General features: G+C 73.1%; 22 protein-coding genes. 10 read left to right on the top strand and 12 right to left on the bottom strand.

The window, feature by feature from the left end; genetic code table 11:
- Positions 1–143 precede the first annotated feature (143 nt).
- Together ACJ9NR_RS33530 and ACJ9NR_RS33525 are read left to right on the top strand one after the other, a co-directional pair.
- On the top strand, positions 144–818 hold the full coding sequence (locus ACJ9NR_RS33530) for a glycoside hydrolase family 11 protein (RefSeq protein ID WP_412490924.1): 675 nt from the start codon (positions 144–146) through the stop codon (positions 816–818).
- The gene (locus ACJ9NR_RS33525) at positions 815–1,504 is read left to right on the top strand and encodes a polysaccharide deacetylase family protein (protein WP_412490925.1); all 690 of its coding nucleotides are present in this window, start codon (positions 815–817) and stop codon (positions 1,502–1,504) included. The genes ACJ9NR_RS33530 and ACJ9NR_RS33525 overlap by 4 nt, the downstream gene beginning before the upstream one ends.
- Positions 1,505–1,586: 82 nt before the next feature.
- Here ACJ9NR_RS33525 and ACJ9NR_RS33520 read toward each other — a convergent pair whose 3' ends face one another.
- Both ACJ9NR_RS33520 and ACJ9NR_RS33515 read right to left on the bottom strand, forming a co-directional pair.
- The gene (locus ACJ9NR_RS33520) at positions 1,587–2,840 is read right to left on the bottom strand and encodes an extracellular solute-binding protein (protein ID WP_412490926.1); all 1,254 of its coding nucleotides are present in this window, start codon (positions 2,838–2,840) and stop codon (positions 1,587–1,589) included.
- A gap of 180 nt (positions 2,841–3,020) precedes the next feature.
- On the bottom strand, positions 3,021–6,446 hold the full coding sequence (locus ACJ9NR_RS33515; RefSeq protein ID WP_412490927.1) for an indolepyruvate ferredoxin oxidoreductase family protein: 3,426 nt from the start codon (positions 6,444–6,446) through the stop codon (positions 3,021–3,023).
- A gap of 167 nt (positions 6,447–6,613) precedes the next feature.
- On the opposite strand from ACJ9NR_RS33515, the gene ACJ9NR_RS33510 reads away from it, so the two are divergent.
- From ACJ9NR_RS33510 to ACJ9NR_RS33500, 3 genes are all read left to right on the top strand, one after another.
- A complete protein-coding gene (locus ACJ9NR_RS33510; protein ID WP_412490928.1) occupies positions 6,614–7,060 on the top strand; it encodes an Lrp/AsnC family transcriptional regulator in 447 nt (148 codons plus the stop codon).
- Positions 7,061–7,173: 113 nt separating this feature from the next.
- Complete coding sequence (locus ACJ9NR_RS33505) at positions 7,174–7,986, top strand: SAM-dependent methyltransferase (protein ID WP_412490929.1); 813 nt, start codon at positions 7,174–7,176, stop codon at positions 7,984–7,986.
- Between the two features lie 97 nt (positions 7,987–8,083).
- On the top strand, positions 8,084–8,302 hold the full coding sequence (locus ACJ9NR_RS33500) for a dodecin (RefSeq protein WP_412490930.1): 219 nt from the start codon (positions 8,084–8,086) through the stop codon (positions 8,300–8,302).
- A gap of 100 nt (positions 8,303–8,402) precedes the next feature.
- Here ACJ9NR_RS33500 and ACJ9NR_RS33495 read toward each other — a convergent pair whose 3' ends face one another.
- Positions 8,403–8,894: a phosphatase domain-containing protein gene (locus ACJ9NR_RS33495; RefSeq protein WP_412490931.1), complete on the bottom strand. Its 492-nt coding sequence runs from the start codon at positions 8,892–8,894 to the stop codon at positions 8,403–8,405.
- 20 nt (positions 8,895–8,914) lie between these two features.
- Entirely contained in the window at positions 8,915–9,748 is an 834-nt protein-coding gene (locus tag ACJ9NR_RS33490; RefSeq protein WP_412490932.1) for an alpha/beta fold hydrolase, read from the bottom strand.
- A 153-nt stretch (positions 9,749–9,901) separates the two neighbouring features.
- Between ACJ9NR_RS33490 and ACJ9NR_RS33485 the strand changes: the two genes are divergently transcribed.
- From ACJ9NR_RS33485 to ACJ9NR_RS33475, 3 genes are all read left to right on the top strand, one after another.
- A complete protein-coding gene (locus tag ACJ9NR_RS33485; protein WP_412490933.1) occupies positions 9,902–10,894 on the top strand; it encodes an LLM class flavin-dependent oxidoreductase in 993 nt (330 codons plus the stop codon).
- 252 nt (positions 10,895–11,146) lie between these two features.
- Positions 11,147–11,488 (top strand): VOC family protein, encoded by a 342-nt coding sequence (locus ACJ9NR_RS33480; protein ID WP_412490934.1) that lies wholly within the window; start codon positions 11,147–11,149, stop codon positions 11,486–11,488.
- Between the two features lie 106 nt (positions 11,489–11,594).
- Positions 11,595–12,353: an MBL fold metallo-hydrolase gene (locus ACJ9NR_RS33475; protein WP_412490935.1), complete on the top strand. Its 759-nt coding sequence runs from the start codon at positions 11,595–11,597 to the stop codon at positions 12,351–12,353.
- Positions 12,354–12,429: 76 nt separating this feature from the next.
- Here ACJ9NR_RS33475 and ACJ9NR_RS33470 read toward each other — a convergent pair whose 3' ends face one another.
- From ACJ9NR_RS33470 to ACJ9NR_RS33450, 5 genes are all read right to left on the bottom strand, one after another.
- Complete coding sequence (locus ACJ9NR_RS33470; RefSeq protein WP_412490936.1) at positions 12,430–14,607, bottom strand: DUF6114 domain-containing protein; 2,178 nt, start codon at positions 14,605–14,607, stop codon at positions 12,430–12,432.
- 36 nt (positions 14,608–14,643) lie between these two features.
- Positions 14,644–15,303: a DUF6230 family protein gene (locus tag ACJ9NR_RS33465; RefSeq protein WP_412490937.1), complete on the bottom strand. Its 660-nt coding sequence runs from the start codon at positions 15,301–15,303 to the stop codon at positions 14,644–14,646.
- Between the two features lie 179 nt (positions 15,304–15,482).
- Positions 15,483–16,115 carry a DUF6230 family protein gene (locus tag ACJ9NR_RS33460; RefSeq protein ID WP_412490938.1) on the bottom strand — a complete coding sequence of 211 codons (633 nt, stop codon included), beginning with the start codon at positions 16,113–16,115 and terminating at the stop codon, positions 15,483–15,485.
- 172 nt (positions 16,116–16,287) lie between these two features.
- Positions 16,288–17,163, bottom strand: coding sequence for a lysophospholipid acyltransferase family protein (locus ACJ9NR_RS33455; RefSeq protein ID WP_412490939.1), 876 nt, complete (start codon positions 17,161–17,163; stop codon positions 16,288–16,290).
- Positions 17,163–17,933: a GNAT family N-acetyltransferase gene (locus ACJ9NR_RS33450; protein WP_412490940.1), complete on the bottom strand. Its 771-nt coding sequence runs from the start codon at positions 17,931–17,933 to the stop codon at positions 17,163–17,165. Before ACJ9NR_RS33450 ends, ACJ9NR_RS33455 begins: the two co-directional genes overlap by 1 nt.
- 124 nt (positions 17,934–18,057) lie before the next feature.
- Between ACJ9NR_RS33450 and ACJ9NR_RS33445 the strand changes: the two genes are divergently transcribed.
- Entirely contained in the window at positions 18,058–18,231 is a 174-nt protein-coding gene (locus tag ACJ9NR_RS33445) for a hypothetical protein (protein WP_412490941.1), read from the top strand.
- A 67-nt stretch (positions 18,232–18,298) separates the two neighbouring features.
- Here the strand turns inward: ACJ9NR_RS33445 and ACJ9NR_RS33440 are convergent, their stop codons facing one another.
- Genes ACJ9NR_RS33440 through ACJ9NR_RS33430 form a run of 3 tightly spaced genes read right to left on the bottom strand, consistent with a single transcriptional unit; the run spans position 18,299 to position 21,671 of the window.
- Entirely contained in the window at positions 18,299–19,048 is a 750-nt protein-coding gene (locus ACJ9NR_RS33440) for a succinate dehydrogenase/fumarate reductase iron-sulfur subunit (RefSeq protein ID WP_412490942.1), read from the bottom strand.
- The gene (locus tag ACJ9NR_RS33435) at positions 19,045–20,997 is read right to left on the bottom strand and encodes a fumarate reductase/succinate dehydrogenase flavoprotein subunit (protein ID WP_412490943.1); all 1,953 of its coding nucleotides are present in this window, start codon (positions 20,995–20,997) and stop codon (positions 19,045–19,047) included. Before ACJ9NR_RS33435 ends, ACJ9NR_RS33440 begins: the two co-directional genes overlap by 4 nt.
- Positions 20,998–20,999: 2 nt before the next feature.
- Positions 21,000–21,671, bottom strand: a complete 672-nt coding sequence (locus ACJ9NR_RS33430; protein WP_412491840.1) for a succinate dehydrogenase — start codon at positions 21,669–21,671, stop codon at positions 21,000–21,002.
- A gap of 120 nt (positions 21,672–21,791) precedes the next feature.
- On the opposite strand from ACJ9NR_RS33430, the gene ACJ9NR_RS33425 reads away from it, so the two are divergent.
- A complete protein-coding gene (locus ACJ9NR_RS33425) occupies positions 21,792–22,679 on the top strand; it encodes a LysR family transcriptional regulator (protein ID WP_412490944.1) in 888 nt (295 codons plus the stop codon).
- The last annotated feature ends 5 nt before the right edge of the window (positions 22,680–22,684 follow it).

Genomic DNA, 22,684 nt, shown 5'->3' with positions numbered 1-22,684 from the left:
TGAGACAGGGATTCGAAAGTAAACCGCAGGCTGAATACCTTCGAATGTTTCGAATTCCCACCGAAAGTATTGACGCTTGACGGGGACAGGCCAACACTGGCGGACCACAACCCGGCCTCGATCCACGAGGAGGAAACCCCCACATGGACGTCACACCCGCACACCCGGTGAGCCGCAGGGCCGCCTGCGGCCTGCTGCTGGGTACGGCCACGGCGCTGGCGCTGCCCGGTACCGCCCGAGCCGCGACGGTCATCACCACGAACCAGACCGGCACCGACAGCGGCTTCTACTACTCGTTCTGGACGGACGCGCAGGGCACCGTCTCGATGACCCTGGGCTCCGGCGGCAACTACAGCGCCGGCTGGCACAACACCGGCAACTTCGTCTGCGGCAAGGGCTGGAGCACCGGCGGCCGCCGCAGCGTCGGCTACTGGGGCAGCTTCAACCCCTCCGGCAACGGCTACCTCTCCCTGTACGGCTGGACGTCGAACCCGCTCGTCGAGTACTACATCGTCGACAACTGGGGCACCTACCGGCCCACGGGAACGTACAAGGGCTCCGTCACCAGCGACGGCGGTACGTACGACATCTACCAGACGACGCGGTACAACGCCCCGTCCGTGGAAGGCACCAGGACCTTCAACCAGTACTGGAGCGTGCGGCAGTCGAAGCGGACCGGCGGCACCATCACCACCGGCAACCACTTCGACGCCTGGGCCCGTGCCGGGATGCCTCTCGGCAGCTTCAAGTACTACATGATCCTCGCGACCGAGGGTTACCAGAGCAGCGGCAGCTCCAACATCACGGTGTCCGGATGAGCCGCCGACGAGGACTGCTGTCACGCCCGCTGACGTCGGCCCTGACCGCCGTCGCACTGGCCGCCACGGGCACCCTCGCCCTGCACGCCGCCCCGGCGCGGGCCGCCTCCTGCTACGGCTATGTCGGACTCACCTTCGACGACGGCCCGTCCGGCAACACGACCGCCCTGCTCAACGCGCTCGGGCAGAACGGCCTGCGGGCGACGATGTTCAACGAGGGCCGGTACGCCGCCGCCTACCCGGCCCAGGTCAGGGCCGAGGTCGCCGCCGGGATGTGGGTCGGCGACCACAGCTACACCCACCCGCATCTGACCCGACTCGGCCAGGCGCAGATCGACTCGGAGATCTCCCGCACCCAGCAGGCCATCGCCGCCGCGGGCGGCGGTACGCCGCGACTGTTCCGCCCGCCGTACGGCGAGACCAACGCGACGCTGAAGGCCGTCGAGGCCAAGTACGGCCTGCGGGAGATCATCTGGGACGTGGACTCGCAGGACTGGAACGGCGCGAGCACCGACGCGATCGTCGCGGCCGCCGGCCGGCTCACCAACGGCCAGATCATCCTCATGCACGACTGGCCCGCCAACACGGTCGCCGCGGTTCCCCGCATCGCGCAGCAACTCGCCTCCCGCGGCCTGTGCGCCGGGATGATCTCCCCGCAGACGGGCCGTGCCGTGGCACCGGCATGACCGGTACGCCCTGAACGATCCCGGTGACGCCCCGGCCTCCGGACAGGCGCCGGTCCGGAGGCCGACCGCGTCCGCCCGGGCGTCAGCCCAGCCTGTTGAGCACGTCGGTGATGCGCCGGGAGGCCCGCCGGGCCTCGGTCGCCGGGTCGGCTCCCGTGAGCACCTTGGTCATGTACTCCTTGATCGGATTGTCCGCCTCCACCGCCCCCCACTGCGGCGTGCTGGGCGTGGCCCGGCCCTGTGCGGCCCCGGCCGCCATGGCCGCGACTCCCTCCTCGCCGCCGACGGCCCCGGCGAGGCTCTTCTTGTTGGGGACGTAGTTCATGGTGCGGGCCAGTTCGGTGTCCCACCTGGCGCCGGTGAGCGCGGCGACGACGGCGACGGCGCCGTCCCGCTCACGGGTGTTGTTCGGGACCACCAGGTCGGAGCCGCCGGTGAAGACGGCGCCGGGGTGGGCGGCGGTCGGGCCGGGCACGGGGAAGAAGCCCAGCCTGCCCTTCAGGTGCGGGTTCTGCTGGACGACGGTGCGGGCCAGGCCCGGGACGGCGACCATCTGGGCGACCTTGCCCCCGGCGAACACGCCTGCCTGCGGCGGGTGTTCCTCGTCGGCGCCGACCGGTCCGGCACCGAGGGCCTGCAGCCGCCGGTAGAAGTCCATGCCGCGCAGGGCCGCCGGGGTGTCCAGCGTGCCGCGCCAGCCCTCGCCGTCCCCGTCGTCGGCCAAGTCCCCGCCCTCGTCCCAGATGAAGCCGGCGAGGGTGTACCAGTCCTGGCCGGCGAGGTAGATACCCTGGTTCCCGCCGGAGTCGAGCTTCTCGGTGGCGTCGAGCCACTGGTCGCGGGTGCGGGGCACGGCCCTGATGCCGGCCCGCGCGAACAGGTCCTTGCGGTAGACGACGACCCGGTTGGCCGCGTACCAGGGAATGCCGTACTGGTGCGAGAGGAACTGTCCCGGCTCGGCGAGGCCCGGCAGCCAGCTCTCACTGCCCCAGCGCAGCGCCGACTCCAGGGTCAGGTCGAGCAGCCGGCCTCCCTCCACGTACTGCGGCACCTGGGTGTTGCCCACCTCGATGACGTCGGGTCCGTGGCCGGCGTCGGCGTCCAGGGCGGCCTGCACCTTGGGGCCGATGCCGGTCCACTGCTGGATGCGGATGTCCAGCCGGAGCCTGGGGTTGTCGCGCTCGAACGCCGCGGTGAACCGCCGCAGGAAGCTCCGCGAGGCGCTGTCCTTCATCAGCCAGGCCGTGACGGTGCGCCTGCCGTCGCCGCCGGAATCGAGTCCGCACGCGCTGACGAGACCGACGGAGGAGAGGGCGAGGAGCCGACGACGTCTCACGAGGGGTCCTGTTCTGTCTGACGGACAGGGCGAAGGGCCCGACGTGGGGGGACGAGCGCGGGGGCTCGCACGGGTCGTCCGGGATTTTGGTATGGACCAATGCGGTAGTCAAGAGGGGGCGAAGGCGGCGTCCACGGAGGAAGGCCGTATGCCGGTCCGGTTCGCCCGCGGTGCGCGGGGTCAGCCGGTCAGCTCGCCCAGCGTCCTGCGCGCCTGCTCCCGGTACTCCTCGACCCGGGCCATCTTGATGTGCTCGTAGCCGCGGACGGACTGCGGGAGCCCGGCGATCCGCACGACCGTGTCGGCGTTGTCCGGGGTGAGCCGGTCCAGGGCCGCGCGCATCAGCCGCTGGTACTCCGCGACCAGGGCGCGTTCCGTGCGGCGCACGGTGGTGCGGGCGAAGGGGTCCAGCGGGGTGCCGCGCAGCCGGCGGGCGGCGCGCAGGGCCCGGAAGGCGGGGCCGCCGGTGCGGCGCAGCCGCAGTTTGCGGTTCATGCCCAGCGCCCGCAGGACGGGCGGGTGCAGCATCACCGAGACCGTGGCGTCCGCACCGAACTCGGCGCGGATCCGGGCCTGTTCGGCGGGGTCGAGGTGCAGGCGGGCCACCTCGTACTCGTCCTTGTACGCCATCAGCTGGTGCAGTGACGTGGCGAAGGCGTGCGCGATCCGCCGGGCGTCCCGCTCCCCCGCGCGCTCGGTGGCGAGGCGGGTGACGGCCTCCACCGCCCGCCGGTAGCGGTCCGCGTAGGCCCTGTTCTGGTACTCGGTCAGGTCGGCCGCACGGACGTCGACCGCCTCCTCCAGGGTGGTGCTGCGCGGGACCTGCTGCCGCGGTGCCGCGGCCCGCCGCACGGCCTCGGGTTCGAGCACCGCGGCGCGTCCCCAGCGGAAGGCGGCCAGGTTCTTCGCCACGGAGGCGCCGTTGAGCTCGATGGCGCGCTCCACCGCCTCCGCGCCCACGGGCAGACAGCCGTGCTGGTAGGCCGCGCCGAGCAGCAGCATGTTGGCCGGCATGTGGTCGCCGAAGAGCCGTTCGGCCAGACCCTGGGCGTCGAGCGGGAGCAGCGTCTCGGAGCGGGTCGCCGAGGCGATCCTGGCGAGCGCGTCCTGGGGGCCGCCGGGCACGGCGACCTGCCGGGTGACCATGGCGGCGGTGGGCACGACGGCCGTGTTGACGACGGCCACCGTCCGCTCGGGCGCGCAGGTGGCCAGGGTGGCATCGGAGGCCGCGCCGAGCAGGTCGTAGCAGATGAGGACGTCGACGCCGGCTGCGGAGGCGCGCACGGCGCCGGTGACGGGGTCCTTGCCGATGCGGACGTCGCTGACGACGGGGCCGCCCTTCTGGGCCAGGCCGGTCTGGTCCAGGCCCGCGGCGTGCAGTCCGTCCAGGTGCGCGGCCATCTGCAGGATCTGGGAGACGGTGACGACGCCGGTGCCGCCGATGCCGGGCATGCGCAGCACCACCTCGCGGTCGGTGAAGCGGCGCTCCGGTTCCGGCAGCGGGGCGGGCGGTTCGGGCAGGCGGCCGGGAGCGGGGGCGGCCGAGGTGCCCGGTCGCACCAGCAGGAAGGAGGGGCAGTCGCCCTTGAGGCAGCTCAGGTCGGAGTTGCAGGACGGCTGGTGGATACGGGTCTTGCTGCCGAACTCGGTCTCGACGGGCTGCACGGACAGGCAGGTGGACTGCTCGGCGCAGTCGCCGCAGCCTTCGCAGACCCGCTCGTTGACCACGACCTTCTCGGCGGGGGCCGGCAGCAGACCGCGCTTGCGCATCCGGCGTTCCTCGGCGGCGCAGCGGTCGTCGTGGATCAGTACCGTGACGCCCTCGACGCCGGCGAGCTCGCGTTCGACGTCGGCGAGTTCGTCCCGGTGGCGCACGGAGGCCCGCGGGTCCAGGCGTGTGCCGCGGTAGGCGCGCGGCTCGGGCGTGGTGACGACGACGCGCCGCACGCCCTCCAGCGCCAGCAGCCGGGTGAGGGCGGCGACGTCGAGGCGCCCTTCGACGCTCTGCCCGCCGGTCATGGCGACGGCCTCGTTGTAGAGGAGCTTGTAGGTCATGCTCACCCCGGCCGCGACGGCGGCGCGGACGGCGAGCGAGCCGGAGTGGTGGAAGGTGCCGTCCCCGAGGTTCTGCACGAAGTGGCGGTCGTCGGTGAAGGGGGCGAGGCCGAACCACTGTGCCCCCTCGCCGCCCATCTGCGTCACGCCGATCTGGTTGCCGCGCATGCCGCTGTCGTCGAGGGCGACCATGGCGTGGCATCCGATCCCCACCCCGACCAGGGTGTCCGCGGTGGTGCGGGTGGAGAGGTTGTGCGGGCAGCCGGAGCAGAAGAACGGGGTGCGGGTGGCGACGAGCGGCAGCATGCGCGGTCCCGACGGGCGCGGCCGCCCTGCGGGCGCCGCGGGCCGGCCCGGCAGGCGCCCGGCGCCGATGAGTCCGGCCAGCGCCCGGGCCACGTCGTCGGCCTTGAGGGTGCCGCGCACCGGCAGCAGCGTACGGCCGGAGTCGTCGCGGCGGCCGAGGACGAGCGGTGCTCCGGGCCGCCGGTAGAGGGCCTGCTTGAGCCGGCCTTCCAGGAAGTCGCTCTTGTCCTCCACCACCAGCAGGCGCTCCAGGCCCTCGGTCAGCTCCGCCAGGTGGTCGCCGTCCAGCGGATGGGGCATGCCCAGCGCGATGAGCCGGATGCCGAGCCGTTCCATCCCGGCCTCGTCGATGCCGAGATCCCCCAGCGCCCGGCGCACCACGGCGAAGGACGTCCCCGAGGCGAGCACGCCCAGGGTCGCCCGCCGGGCGGAGGCGACGACGCGGTTGAGGCGGTGCTCACGGGCGTAGGCGCGGGCGATGTCGAGCCGGCGGGTCAGCAGGTCCTGCTCGGCGTCCAGCGCGGCGGGTCCGACCAGCACCGGTGGCTTGCCGGCCGGGCGGCGCGCGGGCACGGGAACGTCGCGGCCGAGGCCGGTCAGGTCGACGGTCGCCGAGGAGTCCGCGACATCGGAGACGATCTTCAGGGCCGTCCAGAGGCCCGCGGCCCGGGACAGGGCGACCGCGTGCAGGCCGTGGTCGATGAGTTCGCGCACCGACCCCGGCGCGAACAGCGGCAGGTGCAGGCTCGCGCACATCGCCTCGCAGGAGCTGGGCAGCGTGGAGGACTTGCAGTCCGGGTCGTCCCCGATCCAGGCGACCGCCCCGCCCAGCGGCGCCGTGCCGGCCGTGCTCGCGTGCCGGATCGCGTCCGCCGCCCGGTCCAGGCCCGGGTTCTTGCCGTACCAGAACCCGGTGACCCCCTCGTGCCGGGCTCCGGGCAGTTGGCCGAGCAACTGGGTGCCGCCGACCGCGGTGGCGGCCAGCTCCTCGTTCAGTCCCGCCTTGAAGACCACGCCGGCCTCGTCGAGGAAGCGGGCCGCGCGGTCCATCTCCAGGTCGACGCCGCCGAGCGGGGAGCCCTGGTAGCCGGAGACGTACACGCGGGTGTCCAGCCCCCGCTCCCGGTCCAGGCGCCGCTGCTCCAGTGTGAGCCGCACCAGGGCCTGCACCCCCGACATCAGGGCACGCCCCTCGGTGGCCGTGTACTTGGCGTCGAGCGACGAGGAGACGGCCGGGACGCTCACGAGTTCCTCCACTGGATCCGGGGAGCAGGAGTGGGCACAGCACACAACCGGCCGGCAGGCGACGCAAGACCTGTGCGGGAAGACGCTCCGAAGACGCAAAGAACTCGTGGACAGGGCCCGGATTGCTTGATTCCATTGCGCCACCGCATGCGGAGGAAGGGGTGGCGATGGCGCCGTACCAATTGGACGAGACCGATCACCGGCTGCTGCGTCTGCTCCAGGCGGACGGCCGCCGTACGTTCTCGGAGATGGCACCCGACGTCGGGCTGTCCGTGGCGGCGGTGAAGCGCAGGATCGACCGGATGCGCGAGGCCGGGGTCATCACGGGCTTCACCGTCCAGGTCGACCACGCCAAACTCGGCTGGGGCATCGAGGCGTTCACCGAGCTGCGCTACGCCGGCACCACCAGCATCAAGGACATCCTCGCCAGCACGACCCGCACCCCCGAGGTGCAGGCGGTGTTCACCATCGCCGGTGACCTGGACGCCCTGGTCCACATGCGGGTGCGCGACATCAACCATCTGCAGGAGGTCATCGACCGGCTGCGCGGCTCGGGCAAGGTCATCGGCACCAGGACCCTGATGGTGCTGGGCTCCTGGACGCGGGAGGACTGATCCGCGGCACCTTCGGGTCGTACGGCGAACTGGGCTGTGGAACCGGGGTGTTGGCCTCTAGGTTATGCGGAGAAGCATTCACTGACGCCTCGGCCGAAAGACGGACGCCACGCATGACCGACCCTGAGACGCACGGACCCGCGGGACACACGAAGATCGACACCTCGGTGCCGCACTCGGCCCGGATCTGGAACTACTGGCTGGGCGGCAAGGACAACTACCCGGTCGACGAGGAGGCGGGCGACGCGTACACCGCCGTGTTCCCCGGCATCGTCACCATCGCCCGCAGCAGCCGCGCCTTCCTGCGGCGCACCATCACCTACCTGGTCACCGAGGCCGGGATCCGGCAGTTCCTGGACGTCGGGACCGGCCTGCCGACCGCCGACAACACGCACGAGGTCGCCCAGCGGCTGGCACCCGAGTCACGGATCGTCTACGTCGACAACGACCCGATGGTGCTCTCCCACGCCCGCGCGCTGCTCTACTCCTCGCGCGAGGGGGCGACCGCCTACGTCGACGCCGACGTGACGGACCCCGACCGCATCCTGGCCGCCGCCGCCGAGACGCTGGACCTCAGCCGCCCCACCGCGCTGATCCTCAGCAACATCCTGGGGCACGTCGCCGACCACGCGGAGGCCCGCTCCATCGTGACCCGGCTGATGGCGGCGCTGCCGCCGGGCAGCTACCTGTCCGTCAACGACGGCTCGCGGGGCGTCGACCCGGTCTTCGAGCGGGCGCAGGACGCCTACAACGAGAGCGGGGCCGTTCCCTACAACCTGCGCACGGTCGACGAGATCACCGCCTACTTCGATGGTCTGGAGCTCATCGAACCCGGTGTCGTGTCGGTCCCTCTGTGGCGTCCGGAGCCCGGCGCGCCGGCCCCGGAAGTCATCGGCGAGCACGGCGGGCTGGCCCGCAAGCCCTGACGGCCACCGCCCGGTCGGACATGTCGCGCTCCGCCGCGCCCTGGGGCACGGTGGAGTGACGTGTGACACAGGCGTCACCGCCGAGAGGAGCACCGGCATGTCGAACCACACCTACCGGGTCACGGATATCGTCGGCACCTCGCCCGACGGAGTCGACCAGGCCATCCGCAACGGCATCTCCCGTGCCTCGCAGACCCTGCGCAACCTGGACTGGTTCGAGGTGACCCAGGTCAGGGGCCAGATCGAGGAGGGGCAGGTCGCGCACTGGCAGGTCGGTCTGAAGGTGGGCTTCCGGCTGGAGGAGGAGGGGGACTGAGGGCTCGGCCTCCCGGGCCGGGCCGACGGTCAGGCGGCCGGGGCCCGGCCCGCCGTCCGCGGGAGGGAAGGCCTGCGCGCGGTCCGGCGGGCGGCGCGCTTCAGGTCCGGCCCTCCCGCTCCTGCGCCGTCTTCAGGGCGGCCGACGGGGCCGCCCAGCGGGCCCGTACGACGGGGAACCCGGCCCGTTCGGCGTCCTCGCAGACCAGTTCGTCGTCGTCCACGACCACGCGGATGTCGCGGTCGCGGGCGAGGCGGCGCAGGGTCTCCAGCTTGGTGCGGCGGGCGGGCCTGCGGTCGTCGTCGCGCCGCATGTGCACCCGCCCGTCGGGCAGCCCCTGCGCGGCGAGCCAGTCCAGCGTGTCGCGGCGGCAGCGCTCGGGCCGGCCGGTGAGGTACACGACCTCGCACTCCCGCGCGCTCTCCCGCACCAGCGCGATGCCCTCCGAAAGCGGGGGGTCGGCCGGTGCGGCGGCGAAGAACGCGTCCCAGTCCCGCGGCCGGCGTTCCAGGAACCGCTGCCGGTGGGCCGTGTCGGCGAGGGTGTTGTCCAGGTCGAACACGGCGAGGGGGCGTGTGCTGCTGTCGGTCACACGGCCACCCTAGACAGCGGTCAGGACAGCTGCGCGAGGAAGGCGATGAGCGCGGCGGTGAGTTCGGCCGGGGCGTCCTCCTGGACCAGATGGCCGGCGCCGGCGATCGGCTCGAGGCGCGCGCCCGGGATGCGGGCGACCAGCTCGTGTCCCTTGGCCGGCGGGATCCAGGTGTCCTCCTGGCCCCAGCAGACCAGGACGGGGAGGCCGATCTCGCCGTAGCGGTGCTGCACCTCGTTGGTGTGGCGCTGGTCGGCCTGGGCGATCTGCCGGTAGAAGGCCGCCTGGCCCGGGTCGCCGAGCCAGGGCCGGACGAGCCGGTCCAGTACGGCCGGGTGCAGCCCGCGGCTGCTCGCCGAGCCGACGTACTCGCGCACCAGGGCGCCGTGCAGGGCGGGCGGCAGCTGCTCGAAGACCTCGGCGTGCTCGCCGACCAGCCGGAAGAACGGGGAGCCCCAGGGCACCAGCGCGACCGGGTCGACGAGCGCGAGGGCCCGGTAGCGCGCCCCGTGCAGCAGACGGGCCCGCAAGGACACCGCGCCGCCGAAGTCGTGGGCCACCACCACCGGTTCGGTCAGGCGCCAGTGCGCGAGGAGCTCGGTGAGGATCCGGCCCTGGGCCGCCAGCGACACGTCCTGCCCGGCGGACATCTGCGAGGCGCCGTAGCCGGGCATGTCCCACACGAACACGTGGTGGTGGCGGGCGAGCGAGCGGGCGACGGCGCGCCAGACGTAGGAGGAGAAGGGCGTGCCGTGACAGAGCACGACCGGGTCCCGGCCGGGCTCGCCGAGCGTGTCCCAGCGCACGTCGCCGGAGGCGCTGCGGAAGGTCCTGGTCAGCGGCCAGTCACTCACAGCGGTACTCCCGGGACGTCGTGGTCGGCCGTGACACGTACACGCTAGCAACCGGCGGCCCGCGCCGGGCACCGGACGTACGGATCATGCTTCCGCCCCGCCCTTCGTGCTCGCGGTGAGGAATCCTGCGGGCGGCCGGCTGTTGAACCGTGCATGAGCTCCGTCATCGCCTCCACCCGCTTCTCCGTCCTCGACCGCTCCCGCACCCGTGAGGGTCACACCGCCGCGGAGGCGCTGCGCGACACGGTGGCTCTGGCACGGGAGCTGGAGGTGCTCGGTTACCACCGCCTCTGGGTCTCGGAGCATCACGGGGTGCCCGGGGTCGCCGGGTCCGCGCCGACCGTGCTGGCCGCCGCCGTCGCGGGAGCCACCGGATCGATCCGGGTCGGCACCGGCGGCGTGATGCTGCCCAATCACCAGCCCCTCGTCGTGGCCGAGCAGTTCGGAGTGCTGGAGTCGCTGTTCCCCGGGCGGATCGACATGGGGCTGGGCCGTTCCGTCGGGTTCACCGGCGGGGTGCGCAAGGCGCTGGGCCGGGACAGGGGCGAGGCCGAGGGCTTCGAGGCACAACTGCGGGAACTGCTCGGCTGGTTCCGCGGGACCTCGCCGACAGGCGTGCACGCGCGGCCCGCCGAGGGCCTGACCGTGCCGCCCTTCGTCCTGGCCATGGGCGAGGGCGCCGCGATCGCCGCCCGCACGGGCCTGCCGATGGTCATCGGCGACCTGCGCAACCGCGAGAAGATGCGGCGCGGCATCGACCACTACCGCAGCCTCTTCCGGCCCTCCGCCTGGGCGAGCGAGCCGTACGTCGTGATCTCCGGCACCGTCGCGGTGGCCGCCACCCCCGAGGAGGCCCGGCGGCTGCTGATCCCGGAGGCCTGGTCGATGGCGTACTCGCGCACACACGGCTCCTTCCCGCCCCTGCCGCCCGCCGAGCGCGTCGAGGCACTGGCGATGACCGGCAAGGAGCGCGGCCTGTACGAATCCGGGCTCACCGGCCACATCGCCGGCACCGAGGAGCAGGTCGCGCACGAACTGGAGGCGGTGCTGAAGGAGACCGGGGCGCAGGAGGTACTGGTCACCACCAGTACCCACGACCGCACGGCACTGGTGGACTCCTACCGGCGCCTGGCCCGCCTGTGGTGAGAGGCCGCGGCCGGCCCCGCCGGAGCCCGCGCCGGGCGCCATGCGCCCCGTCGGCACAGGATCGTGGCGTCTGTCCCGCAGGCGGCCCGGTCGACGCCGGACACACCGTGATCGTCGTCGAGCACGACATACCGGTCGTGGCCGGCGCGGACCGGGCCGTCGGCCTCGGCCCGGCGATCCGCTTTCTCCCGCGCACCCCGCGGCGGCGCCGGATCCGCGTGTCCCGCCCACCGCCCGACCTATCGTGACGCCATGACCCTCACCCTCTTCGCAGGCATCCCCGTCAACGACTACGCGACGGCGCTGGCCTGGTACGAACGGCTCCTCGGCGGCCAGCCGGCGTTCTTCCCGAACGACAGGGAAGCGGTGTGGGAACTCGCCGAGCACCGCTACGTGTACATCGAGCACCGCCCCGGACACGGCGGCCACGCGCTGCACACCGTGTTCGTCGACGACCTCGACACCCGTGTCGCCGGGATCGCCGGCCGGGGCCTGGAGCCCACGAGCAGGGAGACGTACGCCAACGGCGTACGCAAGGTCACCTACCACGACCCGGACGGCAACGAGTTCGGCTTCGGCGGCGCCGCGGCCTGAGCCGGGCCACGCCCGCGATCGGTGAGCCGGAGAAGTCGGTGAGCCGGAGACGAGGGAGCCCGAATCCCGTCGCCCGGTTCCCGGCCGGAGGTTAGGGTCTGCTGTCATGCGACTGACGGTTCTCGGCGGCTGCGGTGCCTGGCCCACGGCCGTACAGGCGTGCAGCGGCTACCTGGTCGAGTACGACGGGTTCCGCCTGCTGCTCGATCCCGGATACGCCACCCTGCCGCGCCTGTTGCACCGGCACACCGCCGACGCGGTCGACGCCGTGCTGGTCAGCCACGGCCACCCGGACCACTGCGCCGACCTCAACCCCCTGCTGCGCGCCCGGGGGCTGAGCGACGATCCTCCGCCGCCGCTGCCCGTGTACGCGCCGCACGGCGCCCTCGACGCGGTGCTGGCGCTCGACGGGCCGCGCATGCTGGCGGCGGCGTACCGCCTGCACGAGTTCACCCCCGGCGACCGGTTCGCCGTCGGCCCGTTCACCGTCGCCACCCGGCTCCTGCCGCACTTCGTACCCAATGCCGGCATCCGGCTCGGCACCCCGCACGGCGTGCTCGCCTACACGGGCGACACCGGTCCGAGCCCGGACGTCCCGCTGCTCGCGGAAGGCGCCGACCTCTTCCTGTCCGAGGCCACCCATCTGCACCGGGTTCCGGCCGCCGACGCCCCCTATCTGCTGACCGCCCGACTGGCCGCCCGCTACGCCCGGCAGGCCGGCAGTGCCCGGCTCCTGCTCACCCATCTGTGGCCGGGCACGGATCCGGCGGCGGCCCGGGAGACGGCCGCGGAGCTCTTCACCGGGCCGGTCGACGTCGCCGTGCCCGGCCTCGTCGCCGAGCCGGCTTCCCGATCCACTTCCTGATCCACCCGGCGGCCGCTTCCTGATCGACGCGGCGGCCGCACCCGCGGCCCGTGCCCGGTTCCACGGTGCGCCGCAGTCAGCGGGACGCCGTCTGGTGGAGACCCGGAACGTCCAGGTCGTCGGCGCCGAGGTACTGGTTGTAGGCGGTGACGTCGGTGAAGAAGATCGGGATGGGAAGAGTCAGTCCCGGCGGCAGCGGGGGCGGCATGCTCGGGGTGAACGTGACGGGCAGCAGGCCGAGGAGGTTCCCGCTGAGGACCTTGGTCAGCAGGACCACGGGCTCACCGGTGGCGACCGCCGTGCCGGAGGGAGCGCCGTCCGTCTCCAGAGTGCCCTGGCACGGATACCAGGGGCCGGGGGCGGCCGGGTCCACGCTGCCGATACCGGGAACGCCCATGTCCAGCAGGGGCAGCCGGAGGCCGGGCAGGCCGTGGAAGGACGGAGCGGGCGGCGGGGGCTGGTCGCGGCCGCACCGGGGGGCGAGCAGGGGCGCGGTCTGGCGCAGGCTCTCGATGGCGATCCGGGACACGGTGAAGACCAGCACCTCCTCGGGACCGTACGCCGTCGGCACCTCGGTGATGCCGTGATAGGTCAGGCCGGTGAGCACCATCAGGGGGCTGCGGACCCGGAACGGCTGGGCCGCGGTGCGGACCTGGTACGCGGCGGCGTCGACACCCAGCCTGAGGGAGATCAGGGGCTGCGGAAGGCACCAGGGCGAGCGCTCGTCCCGGCCGGAGCCGGCGTCCGGCCTGATGTGCGGGGGCAGCAGCGACAGCAGGCCGTCCATCCGCCCGTCGCCGGGCAGGGGCGGGATCCTCAAGGGCAGGACGGACGGCGGGGCGGCGTCCGCGGCGCCGCCGGACCGGCCCGGCCGCTCGTGCGGCGCACCCGGCCGCGCGGAGTGGCCGGACTTGCCGCGCTGCGCCGGGCCGGCCGAACCGCTCGGGCGCGGCGTCGCACGGTCGTGCCGGGCGGCCGGGCCGGCGCCGCGTCCGCCGGGCGCGCCGTGTCCGTCGGGTGCGTCGGGTGCGTCGGGTGCGTCGGGTGCGTCGGGTGGACCGTCCAGGCCGAGCAGGCCCGCGACCGAGCCGAGCAGGCCCGCTCCGGACGAATGTGCGGGAGGCGGGGCGGACTCGGCGGAGTCGGGTCCCCGTCCGGGCCTGTGGTGGCCGTGCGCCTCGGTACGCGGCTTCGGCACGCGAGGACTCCGGGCCGCGTGCGGGCCCGGGCCGTCCGAGGCGGAGGCCGGGCCCGTGGGGTGGTGAGCGGCCTCAGGCCCGGAGCCGGGGTCCGGCGCGCGGCCCGGCTCGGCGCGCACCGGATCGCGGCTTCCCGCGCCCGGCCCGGTGGGTGCCGTGGTCCCGGCCAGCAGTCCGCCGAGCAGGGAACAGACGGTCAGGCCCCGCGGGGTCTCCTCGTCGGCGGTGCCTGCGGGCACGCCGGGTGGTGCGTCGGCGATGTTCGACACCGTCCGGGGGAGGTGCGCCGGGGGCGCCTGCAGCCCGCCGGTCAGCAGAGCCCCGATCGGAAGCACACCGAGCGCCCGGGTACGGGCGGTGCGCCAGCTCAACGGGTTCGTGCGCGGACCGCTGCCGGCGTGTCCGCCGCCGGCCGTCCGATCACCGTCGCCCTCTCCCCCGCTGCCCGGTTCACCGGAACCGCCGGCGTCACCGGCGCCGGGGCCACCGGGCCGATCAGGACCACCGGCCCCACCGGGACCGCCCGGACCACCCGGACCGTCAGGGCCGCCCGGACCGCGCGGCTCCTCCGGGTCGCCCGGTCCTCCGGGGCGGCCCGGACCGTTCCCGCGGCGCCAGTCCGGCCGGATCGGCGGCCGGGCCGGCGGCCGGGCGTACGGCACCCAGCTGACCGCCATCGCGCCGCCGGCGACGCCCAGCAGAAAACCGATCAGGAAGCCGCCGAAATTGGAGAGCACGAGTGAGGCGACGGCGAACACCAGCGTCGCGATGCCCGCGAACACCCGGTGCCCGGGAGCCAGCCACATGCTGAGCGCGAGGACCACCATGAAGATCCCCATGAGGGACCCCGCCACGCCCGCGATGCCCTCGTGCATCATGATCGGCAAGGGCGCGAACGGGATGGAGAGGATCTCGACTCCGGCCAGCAGCGTCCACACCCCCGCCCAGAACGGGCGGCTGCGCCGCCAGTCCGTGAAGGCGTTCCACCACCCGCCGCTCCGTCCGCCGGCCGCCGTCTTCCCCTTGCCTCCCCGGCGCAGCCGCGCACTACTCACGTCGTTCTCCCCGAGTGTGGTTTGCGTGAGACGGCGTCAGAAACACGAGTGGTCGCCGACCTTCACGCTCAGGTGGAGTCCCGGCAGCCGGAACGTCGCCGCGCTCACCGAACGTGTCCGCTGCCGCAGATCGTCGATGCGTACGGTGTCGGCCTGCTCACCGAAGCCGCCGGGCTCGCCGTGCACACCCGGCACCCCCTGCACGGTCGCGGCGTCCTGGCCGATGTTGATGTTGTGGAAGAGCGCGTCACCCTGCAGGTCGTGGCTGTCCGCGACGAGCCGCCGGGCGCGCGCGGGATTCCCCCCGCTGCCCGAGGTCAGCCGCAGGGTGACGGGCCCGAAGAGGGGCACGTCCTGTACGACGGACTGGCACAGGTCGTACAGCTTCGCGTCCCGGATCCCGGAGAGCGCCTCCGGGTACGAGGCGTGCGCGCCCCGGTCCACCACGCCGAACTGGACGAACCCGCGTCCCTCGAGCGTGCTGGCTCCGATCTGGAAGCTCTGGCCGGACACCGTGAACGAGTTGGGTGACACTCCGAAGGACGCGGCCAGGGCGCCACGCGCCATCGCCGTGCACAGCGCGGCGGACGCCAGCAGGGTGGGCACCATGGCCACGGCCAGGCGCCGCCATCGGGTGTGGCCGGTCGGACGTGAGCTCACGGCGGTCTCGGCGGAACTGTGGGCGATGCTTGTCATCCCTCTCCCCGTCAGCCATTCGGGGCCGGCCCGCCGGGCCGGGACACCCCGACGCCCGAGTCTCGGGCGGTATGCATCGCCAACTCCCGCGGGACTCGCTCGTGACGTCGGGAACCGCAGGGATACCCCAATGGCCGGACACTTTCATCCGTTCGGCCCCGAGGGAGGGGGAGGGCCGTTCAGTAGCAGGGCTTGGCCCCGGCCTTCACGCCCAGGTGCAGGCCCGTGAGCCGGAAGGTCGCCGCCGTCACCTCTCGGGTCGACTGCCGCAGGTGATCGATGCGTACGGTGTCGGCCCGCTGCCCGAAGATCCCCGCCACGCCATCGGGGCCGTTCTTGAAGGTCGAGGCGTCCTGACCGATGGTGATGTTGCTGAACACGGCGTCACCGCCGAGGTCGTCGGTGTGGACGACGAGATGGTCCGCGTGCGCGGGCTTGCCGCCCCCGCCGGCACCGATCCGCAGCGTGGTCTCGCCGACCACGGGGAGGCGGACGACCATCGACTGGCAGAGGTTGTACAGGTCGGCCGAGTCGATGCCCGCGATGGCCTCCGGGTACGCCTTGGACTTCGACCGGTCCGTCCCGACGTACTGGGTGAACCCGGTGCCCTGCAGCCGGTCCGCGGAGATCTTGAGGTTCTGTCCGGAAATCACCATGGACTGCGCGGAGACCGCGAGCGAGACGGGGAGGGTGCCCGTGCCGACCGCCGCCAGGAGGACCGCCGAGACCAGCAGCGTCGGCACCATGACCCAGGCGAGCCGCGGCCACCGGGTGTGCCCCGCGGGGCGGGAACCGGGATCAGGGAACGTCATCGCTGCCTCCCGCCTCGAGCGGTGCCGAGCGGGGACGGGGCAGCACCCGCGCCGCCGGCAGCGGCCGTCGGGCCACAGCCTCATTGCACCCCGGGGCACGGGGGTCGGCAACCGGAACACCTGCCGGGCGCCCCCGCGGCACGCGGCCGGAGCGGGCCGCGGGACCGCCGCGTCACCGGGCCCGGGCGGCAGCGAGCCGGCCGGAGGGGGCACCCGGCGACAAGGATTCCGGAGCGGTCCGGACCGCCGGCGCGGCGTGGATCCGGCCCGGTCGACCCTCCGTCGCCGGCTGAGCGGCCCGCGCCAGCGCCCGCCGGTCGCCGTGCGTGCCCGGCGCGATGACCTCGCGCACCTCGACCTCGGCCACCAGCCCCCGCGCCGTCAGCACCCGCCACACCGACGTCAGCAGCGAGTCGTCGCCGATGAAGGCCGGCACCGTGCTGGGCGTGCCGCCCTCGATCCGGTAGCGCAGGCGGACCGGCTGGACGGGGACGCCCGCGTCGAGTGCGGCCTGGAAGGCGGCCCGCCTGAAGGTGCCCTGGGCCCGTCCGCACCAGGTGCTGCCCTCGGGGAAGACGCCGACGGCCTGCCCGCGGCGCAGCGCGTCCGCGATCTGGGCGACCGTCCGCGGCAGGGCGCGCAGCCGGGTCCGGTCGATGAACAGCGCGCCGCTGCGCGCCGTCAGCGGGCCGGCCACGGGCCAGCCGCGGATGTCGGACTTGGCGAGCATGCGGGCCGGGCGGACGGCGGCGAGCAGCGGGACGTCCAGCCAGGAGATGTGGTTGGCGACCAGCAGCAGGCCGCCGGCGGGCGCGGTGGCGCCGGTGATGCGGACCCGGACCCCTGCGGCCCGTACGATCCACCGGCACCACCGCCTCACCAGTTCGGCGGGGATCCTCCCGCCAAGCGGCGACAGCACGATCCCGGCGAGCATCAGCATCACGACCGCCCCCATACGCAGCACGGCGCGCGGTACGGCCGAGGCGGACCCCGTCGCCTCTATGCACGCCCCCGGGGTGCAGGGCGCGCTGGGCTGCCAGACGCTCATCAGGCCGGCACGAGCGAGAGGAAGTGCCGCAGATAGCGCGGGTCGACCCGGCGCATCGACAGCAGCACGTACAGGTCGGCGACCCCGAAGTCCGGATCGTGGGCGGGTTCCGCGCACACCCAGGCGCCCAGGCGCAGGTAGCCGCGCAGCAGGGCGGGGAGTTCGGTGTTCGCGGCCGGAGCGGCCGTGCCCGGGACCCAGGGCAGCAGCGGACGTACCCGGTACTCCTGAGGGGCCAGGTGCGCGGCGCGCACCCGGTCCCAGGTCGCGGAGGCGAGCCGGCCGCCGTCGGCGAGCGGGACGGAGCAGCAGCCGGCCAGCCACTCGTGGCCGCGGTCGACCATGTAGCGGGCGATGCCGGCCCAGATCAGGCCGATGACGGTGCCGTCGCGGTGGTCGGGGTGGACGCAGGAGCGGCCGACCTCGACCAGGCCGGGCCGGATCGCGTCGAGCGCGGTGAGGTCGAACTCGCCCTCGGAGTACAGCCGTCCGGCGATCGCAGCGCGCTCCGGCGGCAGCAGCCGGTAGGTGCCGACGACCTGGCCGCTCATCTCCTCGCGCACCAGCAGGTGGTCGCAGTGGGCGTCGAAGGGGTCGATGTCGTGGCCGGGCTGCGAGGTGGTCAGCAGGGCGCCCATCTCCCCGGCGAAGACGTCGTGCCGCAGCCGCTGCGCGGCGCGCACGTCGGCCTCGTCGCGGGCGAGGGCGACGCTGTAGCGGGTGGGCGCGGCGGGCCGCGGGGGACGGTCGAGCGTGGGTACGCCGGTCATGGCTCACTCCTGGTCACGGGCCGGGGCGGCGAGGTGGGGGCGGCGGAGCGGTGTGCTGCGATCCGCCGCCCCTGTTCTTCCGATGCCGACTGACCTTCGAGTGACCGGCGCTAAGAGGAGGGGTGTGAGCTTGCTGAACGGCTCGGTCGACGGCTTCCAGCCGCACTCACTGCTCGTCGGCCGGCCCGTGTCCGGTTCCCGTCGTGCGCGAAGCCCACCGACCCCGCGCATGCGGGGCGGGGCCGGGGAGCACCACTCCCGGCCCCGCCCGTCCGCCCTGTCGGCGGACGTCTCCTGAGCGTGCGACCGGCCGTGCCGGCGCCGGCAGCCGCCGGGCGGCGACCGCGGCGCTCACGGCGGGACGCTCAGCGCTTGGCCACCTTGCGGGTCGCCCGCAGCCACTCCTTGTTCATGCTGGTGATGGACATCAGCGGAATGCCCTTGGGGCAGGCCGTGGCGCACTCCCCGGTCAGCGTGCAGCCGCCGAAGCCCTCTTCGTCCATCTGGGCCACCATGTCCAGGACGCGGGTCTCGCGTTCGGGCGCGCCCTGCGGCAGCGTGTTCAGGTGGTTGATCTTGGCGGAGGTGAACAGCATCGCCGCGCCGTTCGGGCAGGCCGCCACGCACGCGCCGCAGCCGATGCACTCCGCGTGCTCGAAGGCGAAGTCGGCGTCCGGCTTGGGTACGGGGGTGGCGTGGGCCTCCGGTGCGGCGCCGGTGGGCGCGGTGATGTAGCCGCCGGACTGGATGATCCGGTCGAAGGCCGAGCGGTCGACGACCAGGTCCTTGATCACCGGGAAGGCGGAGGCGCGCCAGGGCTCGATGTCGATGGTGTCGCCGTCCTCGAAGGACCGCATGTGCAGCTGGCAGGTGGTGGTGCGTTCCGGGCCGTGCGCGTCGCCGTTGATGACGAGCGAGCACGCGCCGCAGATCCCCTCGCGGCAGTCGTGGTCGAAGGCGACCGGGTCCTCGCCCTTGAGGATGAGCTCCTCGTTGAGGGTGTCGAGCATCTCCAGGAAGGACATGTCGGCGGAGATGCCGTCCACCTCGTACGTGGACATGGTGCCGTCGGCGTCGGCGTTCTTCTGCCGCCAGACGCGCAGGGTGAGCTTCATGCGTAGCTCCGCTGGGTGGGGTGGACGTACTCGAAGACCAGGTCTTCCTTGTGCAGGGCGGGAGCCTCGCCGGTGCCGGTGAACTCCCAGGCGGCCGCGTAGGCGAACCGCTCGTCGTCACGGGCCGCTTCGCCGTCCGGGGTCTGCGACTCCTCGCGGAAGTGGCCGCCGCAGGACTCGGTGCGGTGCAGTGCGTCGAGGCACATCAGCTCGGCGAGTTCGAGGTAGTCGACGACGCGGTTGGCCTTCTCCAGCGACTGGTTGAACTCCTCGCCGGTGCCGGGGACCTTGATGCGCCGCCAGAACTCCTCGCGGATCTGCGGGATGCGCTCCAGCGCCTTGCGCAGTCCGCTGTCGGTGCGGGCCATGCCGCAGAACTCCCACATGAGTTCGCCGACCTCGCGGTGGAAGGAGTCGGGGGTGCGGTCGCCGTCGACCGCGAGCAGCCCGGCGAGGCGCTCCTCGGTCTCGCGGACCGTCTCGACGGCGGCCGGGTGCGTGGCGTCGACCTCGACGGTGTGCGGGTTGCGGGCGAGGTAGTCGTTGATCGTCGCCGGCAGCACGAAGTAGCCGTCGGCCAGGCCCTGCATCAGCGCGGAGGCGCCGAGCCGGTTCGCGCCGTGGTCGGAGAAGTTGGCCTCGCCGATGGCGAACAGGCCCGGGACGGTGGTCTGCAGGTCGTAGTCGACCCACAGCCCGCCCATCGTGTAGTGCACGGCCGGGTAGATGCGCATGGGCACCTGGTACGGATCCTCGTCGGTGATCCGCTGGTACATGTCGAAGAGGTTGCCGTACCTGGCCTCGACGGCCGCCCGTCCCATGCGCTCGATGGCGTCGGCGAAGTCCAGGTAGACGCCCTGCCCGCCGGGGCCCACGCCGCGGCCCTCGTCGCAGACGTTCTTCGCGGCGCGGGAGGCGATGTCGCGCGGGACCAGGTTGCCGAAGGAGGGGTAGATGCGCTCCAGGTAGTAGTCGCGCTCGTCCTCGGGGATCTGGTTCGGCGGGCGGTCGTCGCCCTTCGCCCTGGGCACCCAGATGCGGCCGTCGTTGCGCAGCGACTCGCTCATCAGCGTCAGCTTCGACTGGTGGTCGCCGGTGCGCGGGATGCAGGTCGGGTGGATCTGGGTGAAGCAGGGGTTGGCGAAGTACGCGCCGCGCCGGTGGGCCCGCCAGATCGCGGTGGCGTTGGAGTTCATGGCGTTCGTCGACAGGTAGAAGACGTTGCCGTAGCCGCCGGACGCCAGGACGACGGCGTCCGCGAAGTAGGTGGAGATCTTGCCGGTGATCAGGTCGCGGGCGACGATGCCGCGGGCCTTGCCGTCGACGACGACCAGGTCGAGCATCTCGGTGCGCGGGTGCATCTCCACGTTCCCGGCGGCGATCTGCCGGGACAGCGCCTGGTAGGCGCCGAGGAGCAGCTGCTGGCCCGTCTGGCCGCGGGCGTAGAAGGTGCGGGAGACCTGGACGCCGCCGAAGGAGCGGGTGTCGAGCAGGCCGCCGTACTCGCGGGCGAAGGGCACGCCCTGCGCCACGCACTGGTCGATGATCTCCACCGAGATCTGGGCGAGCCGGTGCACGTTGGACTCGCGCGCCCGGAAGTCGCCGCCCTTGACGGTGTCGTAGAAGAGCCGGTGGACGGAGTCGCCGTCGTTGCGGTAGTTCTTCGCGGCGTTGATGCCGCCCTGGGCGGCGATGGAGTGGGCGCGGCGCGGGGAGTCCTGGTAGCAGAACTGCACGACGTGGTAGCCCTGTTCGGCGAGGGTGGCGCCCGCGGAGCCGCCGGCCAGGCCGGTGCCCACCACGATCACGGTGTGCTTGCGCCGGTTGGCCGGGTTGACCAGCTTGGCCTCGAACCGGCGCCTGTCCCAGCGCTCGTTGATGGGGCCGGCGGGTGCCTTGGTGTCGGCGACGGGCTCGCCGGTCGTGTAGTCCACGTAGTCAGCAGGCATGTTCAGCTCACCACTCCGGTCATCACGCCCACGGGGACGGCGACGAAGCCGGCCGTGAGCAGCAGTGCGAGGACGTTGGCGCAGGTCTTCAGGGCGCGGTCGCGGGTGCGGCTGCCCACGCCGAGGGTCTGGGCCGCGCTCCAGAAGCCGTGCCGGACGTGCAGGCCGAGGGCGAGCATCGCGACGATGTAGATGACGTCGCCGTACCAGGTGGAGAAGGTGTCCACGACGTTCTGGTACGGGTGGCCCGCCTGGAATCCGCCGGAGTGCACGGTTCCCGTGGTCAGGTCGAGGATGTGCCACACGATGAACAGGCCGAGGATGACGCCGCCCCAGCGCATGGTGCGCGTGGCGTAGTCGGCCCGGGGCCTCTTGTGCGCGTACCTGCTGGGCCGGGCCTTGATGCCGCGGCGGCTGAGCTGGTAGGCGGAGACCGCGTGCGCCACGACCGCGACGACGAGCACGACGCGGATCAGCCACAGCGTCCACTCGTAGTGCATGAAGGGCTCACCGACGGTGCGCAGCCAGTGCGCGTAGTGGTTGAACTCCCCCGCTCCGAAGAAGATCTTCAGGTTGCCGATCACATGGGCGACCAGGTACAGCAGCATGATCACGCCGCTGACGGCCATCACCGTCTTCTTGCCGACGGAGCTGTCCCACACCGTGCGCGCCATGGACGGTCGTCGGTCCGTCCGCGTTGCCAGAGCCATGGGACACGACGCTAGGGCCGAACGACCCGATCGGTCCAAGACATGGTCCAGCTTGATTCCATAGGCATCGGCTATCGTGGAGCGGTGCAGTTCCAGCAACTCCAGTACTTCGTGGCGGTCGCCGAGACGCGGCACTTCACCCGCGCCGCGGACCTCGTGCACGTGGCCCAGCCGTCCCTGTCCCAGCAGATCAAGGCGCTGGAGCGGGAGCTGGGGGCCGATCTGTTCCTGCGGGCGCGCGGCAACATCACGCTCACCGACGCGGGCGAGGCACTGCTGCCGCTGGCCCGGCGCATCCTGGCCGACGCGGACACGGCCCGGCACGAGGTGCAGGAGCTGGCGCAGCTGCGCAGCGGCCGGGTCCGGCTGGGCGCGACGCCGAGCGTGTGCACGGGCCTGCTGCCGGACGTGCTGCGCGCCTTCCACGACCGCTACCCCGGCATCCGGCTGCTGATCGAGGAGGGCGGCTCGCACGATCTCGTACGGGAACTCGCCCGCGGCGCCCTCGACCTCGCCCTGGTCGTCCTGCCACTGCCGACGCCGTCCCCGGCGCTGACCACGGTGGAACTGCTGCGCGAGGACCTGGTCGTGGTGTCCTCGCCGGAGACACCCGCGCCGGGCGGTCCGGGCCGGCGCACGGTGCGCGTCGCCGACCTGGAGGGCGAACGCCTGGTGATGTTCCGGCACGGCTACGACCTGCGCGAGCTGACCGTGGCCGCCTGCCGCGCCGAGGGCTTCGAGCCGGACCTCGCGGTGGAGGGCGGGGAGATGGACGCGGTGCTGGGCTTCGTCCGGGCGGGGCTCGGACTGGCGGTCGTGCCGCGCATGGTGGCCACCCGCTCGGGCCGCGGGCTGCGGGTGACCGCGCTGGCCCGGCCCGGGCTGCACCGGACGATCGCGCTGGCGCACCGCAGCGACGTGGCACCGCCGCGCGCGGCCCGGGAGCTGCAGCGCATGCTGCTGGAACGGTGACAGGC

It is taken from the genome of Streptomyces sediminimaris (assembly GCF_047049295.1).
GTDB classification, from domain to species: domain Bacteria; phylum Actinomycetota; class Actinomycetes; order Streptomycetales; family Streptomycetaceae; genus Streptomyces; species Streptomyces sediminimaris.
The sequence above is the reverse complement of the archived record's forward strand: the minus strand, read 5'-3'. Positions and strand labels throughout refer to the sequence as shown.

Coding starts and splice junctions, on each gene's coding strand:
- ACJ9NR_RS33530 (WP_412490924.1), top strand. CDS start 144: ATGGACGTCACACCCGCACACCCGGTGAGCCGCAGGGCCGCCTGCGGC.
- ACJ9NR_RS33525 (WP_412490925.1), top strand. CDS start 815: ATGAGCCGCCGACGAGGACTGCTGTCACGCCCGCTGACGTCGGCCCTG.
- ACJ9NR_RS33510 (WP_412490928.1), top strand. CDS start 6,614: ATGGCGCCGTACCAATTGGACGAGACCGATCACCGGCTGCTGCGTCTG.
- ACJ9NR_RS33505 (WP_412490929.1), top strand. CDS start 7,174: ATGACCGACCCTGAGACGCACGGACCCGCGGGACACACGAAGATCGAC.
- ACJ9NR_RS33500 (WP_412490930.1), top strand. CDS start 8,084: ATGTCGAACCACACCTACCGGGTCACGGATATCGTCGGCACCTCGCCC.
- ACJ9NR_RS33485 (WP_412490933.1), top strand. CDS start 9,902: ATGAGCTCCGTCATCGCCTCCACCCGCTTCTCCGTCCTCGACCGCTCC.
- ACJ9NR_RS33480 (WP_412490934.1), top strand. CDS start 11,147: ATGACCCTCACCCTCTTCGCAGGCATCCCCGTCAACGACTACGCGACG.
- ACJ9NR_RS33475 (WP_412490935.1), top strand. CDS start 11,595: ATGCGACTGACGGTTCTCGGCGGCTGCGGTGCCTGGCCCACGGCCGTA.
- ACJ9NR_RS33465 (WP_412490937.1), bottom strand. CDS start 15,303: ATGACAAGCATCGCCCACAGTTCCGCCGAGACCGCCGTGAGCTCACGT.
- ACJ9NR_RS33460 (WP_412490938.1), bottom strand. CDS start 16,115: ATGACGTTCCCTGATCCCGGTTCCCGCCCCGCGGGGCACACCCGGTGG.
- ACJ9NR_RS33455 (WP_412490939.1), bottom strand. CDS start 17,163: ATGAGCGTCTGGCAGCCCAGCGCGCCCTGCACCCCGGGGGCGTGCATA.
- ACJ9NR_RS33450 (WP_412490940.1), bottom strand. CDS start 17,933: ATGACCGGCGTACCCACGCTCGACCGTCCCCCGCGGCCCGCCGCGCCC.
- ACJ9NR_RS33440 (WP_412490942.1), bottom strand. CDS start 19,048: ATGAAGCTCACCCTGCGCGTCTGGCGGCAGAAGAACGCCGACGCCGAC.
- ACJ9NR_RS33435 (WP_412490943.1), bottom strand. CDS start 20,997: ATGCCTGCTGACTACGTGGACTACACGACCGGCGAGCCCGTCGCCGAC.
- ACJ9NR_RS33430 (WP_412491840.1), bottom strand. CDS start 21,671: ATGGCGCGCACGGTGTGGGACAGCTCCGTCGGCAAGAAGACGGTGATG.